The following is a 12876-nucleotide window of genomic DNA, read 5'->3' as shown; positions in this document are numbered from 1 at the left end:
GGAGTGACGGGAAACCGCCGCGCCTGTCAATCGACGATAGGGCAAGCCTTGTCGTCGATTGATGCAAGCGTCATTTATTCGGCATCAATTATTTCGGCGCCGGTTCCCGTAGCAGCGGCACGAGCAGGGCATTGAGGCTGCCAAGCTCCAGCGCGCCGCCCTTGGCATAACGAAGCTTGCCCGCGCGATCGATGATGAAGTTTGTCGGCACGCCTTCCAGCGGTCCATAGGGTCCCTTGATCCGCTTGGCCGAGGGAATGGCCATGGCCGCGAACAGAGCTTTGAGGCGGTAGAGCGGGATCGAGCCCTCCGTCGTGATCGCGAAGACCTTCAGCCCGGTCTGCCGCTGGGCGGCGTAGTAGGCGTCCAGCGTCGGCAGTTCCTTGCGGCAGGGAACGCACCAGGTTGCCCAGAAATTCAGTACGACCACCTGCCCCTTGAGGTCGGCCAGCGATACCTTGCTGCCGTCGATCAAGGTCAGTTCGAAGTCCGGCGCCGTCTGACCGACGACGGGCCTTGACGAAGCCGCAAATGCCGGTGCAGGCCATGCACCGCACAAAACAAGCGCCGCCAGCGCGATCCGCAGAAATCCCGTCACCATATCGAAAAGCCCCCGAGTTGTCGGTGCCGCATAGCCGCGCCGTTCGAGGAAGCCAGTCAAATATCCTTCATCGGAACGGGCACCGCCGAATATCGCGAATTGGCGGCAGTCTTTGAACTGTAACATTCAATTATTTCAGCAATATTCATTAAAAGTGTCATCTTCGCCCGCCAAGGGGCACCCGGTCGCCTTCCAAGGCCGACATGCAACGACATGAGGGTCCCCCCAATGCCCAAGAGCATTCTCGCTTCCGGTACCGCGCCTGCTGCCTTGTGCGCCGCATTCTGCATCGCCTTTGCCGCACCTGCCGCCGCCCAGACAAGTTCCGCATCCCCCGCACCTGCCTCTGAAGAAGCAGCGGACCGGGATTCGCAGCCGGGCGATATCATCGTCACCGGCTCGACCCGCGCGCAGCGCCGCTTCGACGTTTCCTATGCGATCAACACCGTGTCGCAGGAAGACATGCAGAAGATCGCCCCGGTCAACTTTGCGGACCTGATCGGCCAGCTTCCCGGCTTCCAGACCGAGATCACCGGCGGCGAAGTGCAGAACATCTACCGCATCCGCGGCCTGCCCAACGACGGCGGCTTCGTGAGCTTCCAGCAGGACGGCCTGCCGCTGTTCCACGAGAACGACGGCGTGTTCTTCCGCGGTGACGCGATCCTCAAGCCCGACCTCATGACCGAGCGCGTCGAAGTGGTGCGCGGCGGTCCGGCGCCGGTCTATGCCAGCTACTCCGGCGCTATCATCAATGCCATCACGGTCGAAGGCCGCGAAGAAGCGCGCGGCAAGGCGCAAGTGACGCTGGGCGACACCGGCCTCTACCGCCTTGACGCCTTCCAGGCAGGCAAGCTTGCCAAGAACACCTATTACGCCGTGGGCGGCTTCATCCGCCACCACGACGGCTACCGCGACAACGGCTTCCCCAACGACAAGGGCGGCCAGATCCGCGCCAACATCAAGCATGAGATGGACAACGGGTTCATCAAGCTGAACCTCAATTACGTCAACGATCACAACGTCTTCTACCTGCCGATCCCGACCAACGATCCGCGCGATCCCAGCAAGTCGCTGAACCAGTATATCGACTACTTCACCGGCACGATGAACTCGCCCGCTTTCCGCCACGTCAACCTGAAGTACCGTGACGGCAACGGCGTGATCCAGAGCCGCAACAGCGACCTGTCCGACGGCCGCCACATGCGGATGTTGAACTTCGGCGCCCATTACGAAGGCGATTTCGACGGCTGGCTCGTCACCGCCGCAGCCGGTTACACGCAGGGCAAGAACGACTTCACGGCGTTCTATTCCACCACCAACCCGGTGGACGGCAACGCTTTCGCCAACGGCTATCTCAACCGCACCGGCGGCGCCCCGTTCGGCGCGACCCGCTTCGGCTATGTGCTGGCCGGCACCAACACCGTCTACGATCCCTATGCCGCCTCGGGCCTGGTGATGCAGGGCCAGTACCGCGACATCCACTCGAAGTTCTATTCGGGGCAGGCCAACCTCTCGGTGGCCAGGCAGTTCGCGACCGGCATCGGCACCCACGACATCAAGGTCGGCCTCTACGGCAGCCTCTACGGCGAGGACAGCCGTACCCTCTATCAGAACTACCTGATCGAAGTGGCGGGTGAACCGCGCACGCTGGACCTCGTGGGATACGACGCCGCCGGAGCGGTAGTCGGCCGCGTCACCGACAACGGCGTGCTCAACTATGCGGCGACGCTCAACCAGGGCGATTCCGATGCGAAGATGTTCGCGATCTACGCCAACGACACCTGGGAGATCGTGCCGGGCCTCAGGATCGACGGCGGCATCCGTCACGAACGCTACAGCTACAAGGGCTGGGCCGCGCTGACCACGCAGGCCAACCTCGGCGACGCCACCACCCTGGCCGACGACACCACCCGCGCCTTCACCGGCGTGATCCTGAACCAGAAGCTCAAGCCCAACGTCACCAACTGGACGGTCGGCGCGAACTACGACTTCTCCAGCCATGTCGGCATCTACGGCCGCGCCTCGCACCTCGAGACGCCGCCCAACGTGCAGACGGTGATGAGCATCAACCCCACGATCATCAAGACCGTGGCGGACCAGTACGAAGTCGGCCTCAAGCTCGCTTCGGGCCGCTCGTACCTTTACGTCACCGGCTTCTACACCAACTTCGATCCCCTCAACGCCTCGTTCCTGGCGTTCGACCCGACCACGGGCCGCAACGACGTGAACGTGCCCTTCATCGGCGAGGCGCAGGTCAAGGGCGTGGAGTTCGACGGTGCCTGGTCGGTCACGCCGTGGTTCACGCTGAACGGCGCGCTCACGGTCAGCGATCCGAAGTACAAGAACTTCGAAAGCGCAACCGGTGCCGATCCCGAGCAGGCGGAAGGCAACCAGATCGTCCGCCAGCCGAAGATCTACGGCAACATCCGTCCGAGCTTCAACTTCTCTTCGGGCGACACCGACGTCTCGGTCTATGGCCGCTACACCTACATGGGGAAGCGCTACGTTGACCTCTACAACAACACCGCCCTTCCGGCCTACGGCACGATCGGCGCGGGCTTCACGGTCTCGCACGGCACCTGGCAGCTCCAGGTGGTGGGCGACAACCTGTTCAATGCCCATGGGTTGACCGAAGGCAATACCCGCACGGACTCGCTGGCCGGACAGGGCAGTTCGGAAGCGATCTACGGCCGCCCGATCTTCGGCCGCAACTTCCGCCTCGTCGTGAGCAAGGCCTGGTGATGCGCCGCAAGGCGTATCGGCTGGCGGCGCCGGTGCTTGCCGCCGCCATGCTCTCGCTGGCTTCCGTCCCGGCTTCGGCCGGGGCGGTTCGCGACGTTCAGACGGAGGCTCTCTCCGCACGGCTTTTCCCGCTGTTCGATGCCCTGGGGCGCGATACGCGCACGATGGAGTCCGTCAGGGCCAGGCCGGAACTCGCAGCGATGCTGCGCACGCGGCAGCAGCGCCGGGAGGCCTGCGCAGCCGATATCGGCTGTCTTGCACAGGCCATGATCTGGACCGCGCAGGAAAGCGCTCTCATGGCCGGCGCCGCGGTGCAGCCTTCCGGTACGTCCTCTGGCACTAGCGATGACGGCGCTGCCGCACAGGCCGCGCGCGAGATCGAAGGCGTCAATGCGGTCGTGCGGACTTACGGCCTCGGCCAGGTACCGCGCTACCCGCAGATCGACGGCACAGGCATGATCGACCCGCTGGAAACACGCTCCCGCCTTCAGGCCGCCGCATGGCTCGCCGATACGCCGCGCGCGGCTTCCGCGCAGGCACTCGATCCCAGCTTCGACTTTGCGCTGGCCCTGCTCGATGCCAGCGACCGCAACGACGCGATCGGCTTCGAACCGCTGGCCGGCGGCCTCAACGCGCCCGCCATGAAACGGGCCAGAACGATCGACTGGAAGCGGTTCCGCTATACGGCGATGATCGTCACCGGGGTCGGCCCGGAAGTGGACGACATGTCCCTCAGCCCCTTCGGCAAGTACCACTTGCGCCTTGCCGCCAGCCGGTTTGCGCAAGGCGACGTGCCCTTCATCATCGTCAGCGGCGGCAGGGCCCATCCGCGCGCCACGCGCTTCACCGAGGCGGAGCAGATGCGCAAGGCCCTGATCGAGCGCTACGGCGTGCCTGCCGATGCCATCGTGATCGAGCCTTACGCCCGCCACACCACCACCAACATGCGCAATGCCACGCGCCTGCTGATGGCCATGGGCGCGCCGCTCGACAAGGACACCGTCATCGTTTGCAACCCCGGCCAGAGCGCCGCGATCGAAAGCCCGGCCTTCGTCCAGCGCAACATGGCCGAACTGGGCTACGAGCCGGGCAAGGTCGGTCGCCGGATCTCTCCCACCGAGCTGGAATTCCGCCCCTCGCCGCAATCCGCCCGCGTGGATCCGCGCGATCCGCTGGATCCCTGACCTTCCCTGACAAATTTGACGGAGCCTGCCATGCGCCCGCTCATTCTCGCGGTTCTGGCCGCCGCTGCCCTTCCCGCCCCGGCGTTTGCCTGGGGCGGGACCGCCCTTGCCGTTATCGACCGCGCCGCAATCGAGGCGATCCCGGATGACGGCCCCACGTTCCTGCGCCGCCATGCCGATTACATCGCCGGTTCGGCCTCCCTCCCCGACGGCTGGCGCGCGGATAGCGAGCCGTTCTCGAAGATCGAGGAAGACCCCAACCACGGCTGGTTCAAGGAACAGTTCGCCTTCCTCAAGCCGATCCCGCGATCCCGCTATGCTTTCGTCCTCGCGCTCCACAAGCATTACGAGGAAATCAGGGACAAGGACCCGGAAGCCGCGCAGCGCACCAATGTCCGGTGGACCGGCACCCTGCCTTACGCCGCCATGGAAGCCTACGAGCGCCTGATCGCCTGCATGCGCCAGATCCGCGCGCTTCGCTCCGAAGGCAAGGACACCGCCTTTGCCGAACAGCACTGCGCCTTCCAGGTCATCAGGCTCGGCCACTATATCGGCGACGGCGCGCAGCCGCTTCACGATTCCGTCAACAGCGACGGCTGGCGGGGCGACAACCCCAAGGGCTACACCACCGACCGCACCGTACACGGCCGTTTCGAGAGCCGGTTCGTTGACGGCATGGGCCTTGCCGTCAGCGATATCGCGCCCCGGATCGGCGCTCCGGGCCATCGTGACGGCGACATGTTCGACGCGATCCTGGCGTTCCTCGACGATGCGGCGGGCCGGATGGAACAGGTCTATGTGCTGGAGAAGCGCGACCGCTTCGAAAATTTCCAGGACCGCGACGTGCGCGAGATGGTCTATTCGCAGACCGCCAAGGGCGCGGCCATGCTGCGCGACATGATATGCCGAGCCTGGAGCGAAAGCGCGAAGACCTCCCGGCCGCTCACGCCTTCGCCGCTCGATCCCGCAAACCCCGCTTACGATCCCGAGACCGGCTCGGCGCCGCCGCTTTCGGGGCTCTGAGCGGCGCCGTCAAAGGTCCTGAATTTCGGGAATGGCCGTGCCCGCCTGCCGCTCGAACAGGCGCCGATACTGGTCATTCTCCGATTTCAGGAGAGCTTCGTGGTTGCCGTCCTCGACGACGCGCCCGCGCTGGAACACCAGGATGCGGTCGAGCGCGCGCACGGTCGAGAGGCGATGGGCGATGACGATGGCGGTACGCCCGACCATCAGCCGCTCCATCGCGTCCTGAATGGCCGCCTCGGATTCGGAATCGAGGCTGGAGGTCGCTTCGTCGAGGATGAGGATCGGCGCATCGGCAAGGAACGCCCGCGCGATCGCGATGCGCTGGCGTTCGCCGCCGGATAGCTTGACCCCGCGTTCGCCCACCAGGGTGCGATAGCCCTTGGGCAGGCGCGCGATGAAATCGTGCGCATTGGCCAGCCGCGCTGCGCGTTCGATCTCCTCGATCGTCGCTTCGGGACGGCTGTAGCCGATATTCTCCGCCAGCGTGCGGTGGAACAGAACCGGCTCCTGCGGCACGATGGCGACCTGGCGCCGCAGGGAACTCTGCGTCGCATGGGAAACGTCCTGCCCGTCTATCGAAACGCGGCCGCTTTCCACGTCGTAGAGTCGCTGGATCAGCTTCACGAAGCTGGTCTTGCCCGAACCGGAAGGCCCGACCAGCCCCACGCGCTGCCCGCTCGGGATCGTCACGTCCAGGTCCTCGAACAGCGGCTTGTCCTGCCCGGCATAGTGGAAAGTCACGTCTTCGAAGCGGATCGCGCCGCTGGTGATGCGGATCGGCTGCGCATCGGCGCGGTCGGCCACGCCCAGCGGTTCGTCATGAAGCTGGACCAGCTCCTCCATCTCGTTGACCGAGCGCTGAAGCATATGGACGTGCTGGCCGATGTCGCGCAGATAACCGTTGAGCACGAGATAGCTGGTGATCACATAGGCCACGTCGCCCGCGCTGGCTTCGCCGTTCATCCAGAGCCAGAGCGCGGCCGCCGTCACCGTCGCCCGCACCAGCCAGAGCAGGGCCGTCTGCCCGCTACCCGCCCAGGTGAACGCCATCCAGGTCCGCCGCGTGCGCCGCCGCCATTTCGCGACGGTGCGGCCGAACAGTTCCTCCTCGCGCAGTTCGCCACCGAAGGCCTTGACGACGGCATTGGTGCCGATGGCATCGGCCAGAATGCCGCCGATTTTCGTGTCCCACTGGTTCGAAAGCCGCGCGATGGGCGCCAGGACCCGCATCGCCAGGCCCACGGTCAGCGTGATATAGGCCAGCGCTCCTAGCGCCATGACCAGCCCGAGCACGGGCCAATGCATCGCCAGCAGGATCACCGTGGCCGCCAGCACCGTCAGGGAAGGCAGCAGCGAAAGCAGCAGGACGTCGTTCAGCGTGTCGAGCGCCCACATGCCGCGGGTGATCCGCCGCACGGTCGAGCCGGAAAAGGCATTGGCATGCCAGTCGGTCGAAAGGCGCTGGACGCGGGCGAAGGCTTCCTGCGTGACGTCGCGCATCATGTTGAGGGTCAGCGGCGTGATCGCCCACCAGCCGAGGAAGCGAAACACCACGAGGCCAAGCCCCAGCACGGTGATCGCGGCGAAGGCACGCCAGGCCTCGTCCGCACCGCCGCCGCCCACCGCGTCGATCATCCGGCCCGCATAGACGGGCACGAAGACTTCCGTGACCGTCGCCACCATCATCGCTGCGCCGCAGGCTGCCGCCAGCAGAGGCGCGCGGCCCCAGTGCCTGAAGGTAAAGGACAATACCTTGCGCAGGACCGCCGCGCGCGGAAAGAGGTCTTCGTCTTGATCGGTCATGCCGAGATTTCCCGCGCCCGATTGCGCGGTCCCTATCTGAACTGGTTTGAGGCTGGGAGCGGCAACGCTGCCAGAAGAAGGCGAGAACGAAGCGGCTTTCGAAAAAAGCGGCTCGCTTCAGGAAATCATGACCAATGCTAGGCCAGGATCATTGCCCCCAAGGGCATATACGGATGGTTCATCGTCGCCCTCTCTACTGGTTGCCTGAGCCTGCCCCTTAGCAGACGGCGTTCCGCAAAGCCAGCAAGGACGAGAGGCATTGCCAATCGGGTCTTCGGCTTGCATCGATCCGTCATGACCGCATCGCCCCATGCCAGCCCCACCCCTGCACACTCTACCCCGCAAGTCTGGCTGCCGCTGCTGGCCCTGGTGCTGCTCGGCTGCAATTTGCGCAGCCCGCTTACGGCGGTCCAGCCCGTGCTGGGCCAGATCCGGGAAAGCCTCGACCTGGGAACGGTGGGCGCTGGATTGCTGACGAGCATTCCCGTGCTCTGCTTCGGGCTGCTTCCGCCAATCGTCTCGCCGCTGATCGCCCGCCTCGGCATCGACAGGTCGATCCAGTCGATCCTCCTGATCGTGACCTTCGCGGTGATTTTCCGGCCTTTCGCAGGCGTTGCGGGCCTGTTTGCGGGAACCCTGCTGATCGGCCTGTGCCTCGCTGTCGGCAATATCGTCTCGCTCATGCTGATCGCGCGGGACTTTGCAAGCAGGACCAACCTCGTCACCGGAGTCTACACGATCTCGCTCAACCTCGGCGCGATGCTCACCCTGGGCCTCACCGCACCGATGGCCGATCGCTTCGGCTGGCGCGTCGCCCTTGCGGCCTGGGCTGGCCTTGCGCTGGCCGCCATGGCGCTGCGCTGGGCGGCGAGCGCCGGGACGCCGGAAACCGGGGTTTCTGTTAATCGTGAACTATCGCACCCTTCCGAGACGATGCCGAGCACACCGGCCCCGGTTCTCATCATGGCGCTGGCCTTCTCCGTCCATATCTTCGCCTATTACAGCCTGACGGCGTGGCTTCCGACTTATCTTGCCGGTGCAGGCGGAATGAGCGTTACCGAAGCAGGCATGGTCGCGTCGTCCTTCCAGATCCTGTCGCTGACCGGTTCGCTGGGCGTGCCGCTGCTCGCGCGGCATATCTCGCTGGGCAAGCTGCTGATCGCGATGGGACTGATCTGGACGATCACGCCGATCTGGATCCTGCTCGCGCCCGGACAATGGCTGCTCTGGTCGCCGATCGGCAGCATCGCGCACGGCGGCACTTTCGTGCTGGTCTTCATGATGATCATGAAGTTCACGCGCTCCGTCGACGAGAACCGCCGCGCTTCCACGAAAGTCCAGAGCATCGGCTATTGCTTTGCCGCGCTCGGGCCGATTCTGACGGGCTGGCTTCAGGGCGCCGGATGGTGGGCCGCCTTCGGCATGATCGCGGCGGTGACAACACTGCTGGTGCCGCTCGGCCTGCTACTGACCCGATACGAAAACAGACTCTAAGCACCTGCTGCCGCCTAAGCCATTCACCGAAGTAGCTGGCAACAGGGATCTTATTCACCTCTCACGTCATGAAACGCCGCGGCTAACCGCCGTTCAGGGTGTCTTCGGCAGATATCCAATCTGGCTATTTGTGCCTCAAAAGCGCAATGCTCCACTTGAGGACTCCATGAAGAGCGGCGACGAGCAGCCATCCATTCGGTGGCGGATCGAACCAGGCCGCCGCGACGAGTGTCGCCAATAATGCCCGCCCCCCGCAAAGACGGTCAACGGGGTGGGCCAGAGGAGAAGTGCATGGAAGACCCCCGCGCCCTTATTGCGCGCGAACCGATGCATTACCGGCAGGTCATCGCCGTCGGTATCGCCACCGCGCTCAACGCTCTCGACGGCTTCGACGTCCTGTCGATCAGCTTCGCCGCCCCCGGCATCGCCAAGGACTGGGGCATCGACCGTGCGGCATTGGGCCTTGTCCTCTCCATGGAACTGTTCGGCATGGGCGTGGGCGCTTTCGTGCTGGGGACCCTGGCCGACAAGGTCGGCCGCCGACCGATGTTGCTGGCCTGCCTGGTGATCATGGGGATCGGCATGGGCCTGGCCTCGACCGCCACCAGCGTTCCGATCCTTTCGGCCTATCGCCTGTTCACCGGCCTCGGCATCGGCGGAATGCTGGCGGCCACGAATGCGGTCGTCGCGGAATGCTCGAACGCCCGGCGTCGCAACCTCACCGTGGCGATCATGGCGGGCGGATATCCGATGGGCGCCATCGTCGGAGGTTCGGCCGCGTCCTGGCTGCTCGCCGCGACCGGACGTTGGGAATCCGTCTTCGAATTCGGCGCAGTGATCACGCTCTGCTTCATTCCGCTGGTGCTCTGGCTGGTGCCCGAGACGATGGCGTTCCTCCTGCTGAAACGCCCGGCCGGCGCTCTGGAAAAGATCAACCGCACGCTCGTGCTGCAGGGCCGCAAGGCGCTTGACGAAATGCCCCCTGCCGATCCGGTGCAGCAGAAGACCAGCGTTGCCGCCCTGTTCGCGCCGGGCATGGCCAATGTCACGATCATGCTGACGGCCACCTACTTCTTCCACATGATGACGTTCTACTTCCTCGTGAAGTGGATCCCGAAGATCGTCGTGGACCTCGGCTTCCCGCCTGCGCTGGCGGGCGGCGTGCTGGTCTGGGGCAATGTCGGCGGTGCGATCGGCTCGATCGCCGTCAGCCTGCTGAGCCAGAAGATCGGCATCCGTCCGGTCGTGGTCGGCGCGATGTTCGCCGGTGCCGTCGCCGTGACCGTGTTCGGCCAGGGCGCGGTTTCGCTCGGCGGCCTCTCCGTGATCGCCGCAATCGCCTGCTTCTTCGCCAATGGTGCCACGGCCGGCCTCTACGCCGTCATCGCACAGTCCTATCCCGCCGCGCTTCGCGCCGGAGGAACCGGCCTGGTGATCGGTATCGGCCGTGCGGGTGCCGCGCTCGGGCCGATCCTGGCCGGTCTGCTCTTCAGCACCGGCTGGAGCCTCGCATCCGTTGCCATCGCCATGGCATGCGGCACGCTGGTGGGCGGCATCGCCCTTTCGCTGACGCGCTACCGGGAAAGCGCGATCGCGTGATTTTCGGGAGACGGCCGCCTGTGAACGGCCGTCTCCTATCTAAAGCATTTTCTAATCAGGTGGGATCACCTGATGACTCGGAAAATGCGGAAAAACAAAAACTAGAGCGGCCGATGCAATCGGATCGGCCGCTCTAGAATATGAAAACGATTTCTGAGAGGAATATTCGCCATGCGCCCCCGCGCATTGTCCCTGCTTGCCCGTAGCACCACACTCACCGCCGGCTTCGCCGCATCGATCGCCGCGCTCCCCGCCCTTGCCCAGTCCGTTCCGCCGGAATCGAAGGAGGCCGGTGAAGGCACCCTTTCGACCCAGGCGCCTCCCGGCGTGCGCCCGGCCAAGTCCCAGGCCCGCCCCGCCGAAGCCGTGCCGGGCGGTCGCCCCGGTCCCTATGGCCTGCCGCAGAACATCCGCTGGACCGAGGACTGGTCGAAGCCGTCAGCGCCCGACGATCCGCTGCTCGTCAAGATCAAGCACATTTCCATCGCTGATGACGTCTACCTCACGCTCGGCGGCGAGGCGCGCCTCTACTACACCGACTGGCACCACTCCTCGCTGGGGCTCAAGGCGAACGACAACAACGATCCCCTCCAGTCGCGGCTGCGCGTGCTTGCGGACCTTCATGTCGGCCCGAACCTGCGCGCCTATCTCGAACTGGGGGACAACCGCGAATTCGGCGAGCAGTTCGCCACGCCGCCCAATCGCGACAAGCTGGACATTTACCAGGCCTTCGTCGACGTGACCGTGCCGCTGGGCAAGGCGGGCAAGATAACCTTCCGCCCCGGCCGCTTCGAAATGCCGCTGGGCAACGGCAAGCTGGCCGGAATACGCGAAGGGCTGAACATGCGCTTCACCTATCAGGGGGTGCGCGCCACCTACATCCTGCCGGGCAAGCTCTCGGTAGACCTCTTCGCGGTGAAGCCGGTGCAGATCGATCCCGGCACTTTCGACGACGGCCCGAACCATGCCCAGGATTTCCACGGCATCTACATCAGCGCGCCGTCGCGCATCGCCGGTTTCGGCACCGATCTCTACTGGTACGAGATGAACCGCGACCGCGCCACGCTGGCGGCGGGCGTGGGCAAGGACGATCGCAACAACTGGGGCGCACGCCTGTGGAAGCGCGGCCCGCACTGGGACGTCGATCTGGAGACCACCTACCAGAGCGGTACTTTCATCGACAAGGACATCGAGGCCTATGGCGCGATGTTCGAGGGCGGCTATACCTTCGACGCCCCGATGAAACCGCGCCTCGGCCTGCGAGCCAACTACTTCAGCGGAGACAAGGATCTGGCGGACGGCAAGATGGGCACTTTCGTTCCCGCCGCCGCCCGCCTGCCGCTCATCAGCGAGGCGGCGTTCTTCAGCTTCTCCAACCTGATGGACCTCTATCCATCGGTCACGATCAAACCGACCCCCGCCATCACCGTCATGGCCGGGCCGGACTTCCTCTGGCGCGCGCGCAAGGGGGACGGGGTCTATATCGGCCCCTCGGGCACCAGCTTCGCGCCTTACGGTTCGAGCCGTTCGATCGGTACGGATTTCAATCTGGAAGCCTCCTGGCAGGCCACCGACCGGCTGGCCTTCCGCCTATGGGAAACCTACTTCGCGGCCAGCGACTCTTTCCAGGCAAACGGCGGCAAGAACGGCAACTACCTCGGCCTCATGGCCAACTACCGTTTCTGACATGCGATCGGCGTCCCCTGCATGGCGGGGGACGTTGATACGTCAGGCCAGCAGGTCCTCGTAGAACGCGCCGAAAGGACGCGTGGGATGGCGGATCTGCATTTCCAGAATCCACAGACCGCCGCCCGGCACGGCATCGAAATCGCCCAGATTTCCGCCCTTGTGAACCGAATGCGGATAGTCGCTGACGCGGTGGCCGCGAATGTCGAGATTGAGCACCCAGCCCATCGCACGGGCCTCCTGCTCGGCGCGGGCATAGAGCGCAGTCCCGCTCACTTCGCCCTTGTTCCAGATCGCCTGCACCCGGTCGAACAGGACTTTCACGTCCCGTGCGCAGGCCTCCATCTCGGGATCGCCGCCCACCGCGAAAGTGGCACCGACGTCGCCTTCATGGCCCAGGAATACCGGGCCCATATCGATGAAATAGATGTCGTTCTCACCGAGCACGGCATCGCCTTCGGAGCGATCGCTGAAGATCTTCAGCGTGTTCTCCCCGAAACGCACGAGCACGGGATGCCAGGCCAGTTCCATGCCCATCTCAGCCAGCACGACATGCCCGATCTCCCGCGCCTCGCTTTCCCGCATGCCGGGGCGGATCCGGGCTGCCATATGCTCCAGTGCGCGCCAGGACAGCGACTGCGCCTCACGCAAGGCGTCGAGGGCGTAATGCGGACCCACCGCTTCGCGCGGCGAGGAAGATAGGGACATGGTGTCTCCGATGGATTGCGGGCATTGGCCGGT

At 64.9% G+C, this 12876-nt stretch carries 9 protein-coding genes; 6 read left to right on the top strand and 3 right to left on the bottom strand.

Translation table 11 applies throughout. The features are described from left to right. Nucleotides 1-88 precede the first annotated feature (88 nt). The gene (locus tag NTCA1_RS07410) at nucleotides 89-601 is read right to left on the bottom strand and encodes a TlpA family protein disulfide reductase (protein ID WP_159829858.1); all 513 of its coding nucleotides are present in this window, start codon (nucleotides 599-601) and stop codon (nucleotides 89-91) included. A gap of 228 nt (nucleotides 602-829) precedes the next feature. Here NTCA1_RS07410 and NTCA1_RS07405 point away from each other — a divergent pair, with 228 nt between their 5' ends. The 3 genes from NTCA1_RS07405 to NTCA1_RS07395 are packed head-to-tail and all read left to right on the top strand — an operon-like array spanning nucleotide 830 to nucleotide 5550. After that, nucleotides 830-3343: a TonB-dependent receptor gene (locus tag NTCA1_RS07405; RefSeq protein ID WP_159829712.1), complete on the top strand. Its 2514-nt coding sequence runs from the start codon at nucleotides 830-832 to the stop codon at nucleotides 3341-3343. Then, complete coding sequence (locus NTCA1_RS07400) at nucleotides 3343-4527, top strand: YdcF family protein (protein ID WP_159829710.1); 1185 nt, start codon at nucleotides 3343-3345, stop codon at nucleotides 4525-4527. The genes NTCA1_RS07405 and NTCA1_RS07400 overlap by 1 nt, the downstream gene beginning before the upstream one ends. A gap of 30 nt (nucleotides 4528-4557) precedes the next feature. Further along, the gene (locus tag NTCA1_RS07395) at nucleotides 4558-5550 is read left to right on the top strand and encodes a nuclease (protein ID WP_159829708.1); all 993 of its coding nucleotides are present in this window, start codon (nucleotides 4558-4560) and stop codon (nucleotides 5548-5550) included. A gap of 9 nt (nucleotides 5551-5559) precedes the next feature. Here the strand turns inward: NTCA1_RS07395 and NTCA1_RS07390 are convergent, their stop codons facing one another. Beyond that, the gene (locus NTCA1_RS07390) at nucleotides 5560-7356 is read right to left on the bottom strand and encodes an ABC transporter ATP-binding protein (protein ID WP_159829706.1); all 1797 of its coding nucleotides are present in this window, start codon (nucleotides 7354-7356) and stop codon (nucleotides 5560-5562) included. A 294-nt stretch (nucleotides 7357-7650) separates the two neighbouring features. On the opposite strand from NTCA1_RS07390, the gene NTCA1_RS07385 reads away from it, so the two are divergent. The 3 genes from NTCA1_RS07385 to NTCA1_RS07375 all read left to right on the top strand — a co-directional run bounded on the left by NTCA1_RS07385 (nucleotide 7651) and on the right by NTCA1_RS07375 (nucleotide 12135). Next, nucleotides 7651-8850 (top strand): CynX/NimT family MFS transporter, encoded by a 1200-nt coding sequence (locus tag NTCA1_RS07385; protein ID WP_159829704.1) that lies wholly within the window; start codon nucleotides 7651-7653, stop codon nucleotides 8848-8850. Nucleotides 8851-9141: 291 nt separating this feature from the next. Next, the gene (locus NTCA1_RS07380; protein WP_086491119.1) at nucleotides 9142-10449 is read left to right on the top strand and encodes an MFS transporter; all 1308 of its coding nucleotides are present in this window, start codon (nucleotides 9142-9144) and stop codon (nucleotides 10447-10449) included. 171 nt (nucleotides 10450-10620) lie between these two features. Next, nucleotides 10621-12135, top strand: a complete 1515-nt coding sequence (locus NTCA1_RS07375; protein WP_159829702.1) for an alginate export family protein — start codon at nucleotides 10621-10623, stop codon at nucleotides 12133-12135. Nucleotides 12136-12177: 42 nt separating this feature from the next. Here NTCA1_RS07375 and NTCA1_RS07370 read toward each other — a convergent pair whose 3' ends face one another. Beyond that, on the bottom strand, nucleotides 12178-12843 hold the full coding sequence (locus NTCA1_RS07370; RefSeq protein ID WP_159829700.1) for a M24 family metallopeptidase: 666 nt from the start codon (nucleotides 12841-12843) through the stop codon (nucleotides 12178-12180). Between the last annotated feature and the right edge of the window lie 33 nt (nucleotides 12844-12876).

Origin of the sequence: Novosphingobium sp. TCA1 (assembly GCF_009811895.1) — a bacterium.
Lineage (GTDB): Bacteria > Pseudomonadota > Alphaproteobacteria > Sphingomonadales > Sphingomonadaceae > Novosphingobium > Novosphingobium panipatense_A.
This window is presented reverse-complemented; position numbering and strand designations above follow the sequence as displayed.

Excerpts from the sequence above, each read along its gene's own strand:
- NTCA1_RS07410 (WP_159829858.1), bottom strand. The coding sequence starts at position 601 with ATGGTGACGGGATTTCTGCGGATCGCGCTGGCGGCGCTTGTTTTGTGC.
- NTCA1_RS07405 (WP_159829712.1), top strand. The coding sequence starts at position 830 with ATGCCCAAGAGCATTCTCGCTTCCGGTACCGCGCCTGCTGCCTTGTGC.
- NTCA1_RS07400 (WP_159829710.1), top strand. The coding sequence starts at position 3,343 with ATGCGCCGCAAGGCGTATCGGCTGGCGGCGCCGGTGCTTGCCGCCGCC.
- NTCA1_RS07395 (WP_159829708.1), top strand. The coding sequence starts at position 4,558 with ATGCGCCCGCTCATTCTCGCGGTTCTGGCCGCCGCTGCCCTTCCCGCC.
- NTCA1_RS07390 (WP_159829706.1), bottom strand. The coding sequence starts at position 7,356 with ATGACCGATCAAGACGAAGACCTCTTTCCGCGCGCGGCGGTCCTGCGC.
- NTCA1_RS07385 (WP_159829704.1), top strand. The coding sequence starts at position 7,651 with ATGACCGCATCGCCCCATGCCAGCCCCACCCCTGCACACTCTACCCCG.
- NTCA1_RS07380 (WP_086491119.1), top strand. The coding sequence starts at position 9,142 with ATGGAAGACCCCCGCGCCCTTATTGCGCGCGAACCGATGCATTACCGG.
- NTCA1_RS07375 (WP_159829702.1), top strand. The coding sequence starts at position 10,621 with ATGCGCCCCCGCGCATTGTCCCTGCTTGCCCGTAGCACCACACTCACC.
- NTCA1_RS07370 (WP_159829700.1), bottom strand. The coding sequence starts at position 12,843 with ATGTCCCTATCTTCCTCGCCGCGCGAAGCGGTGGGTCCGCATTACGCC.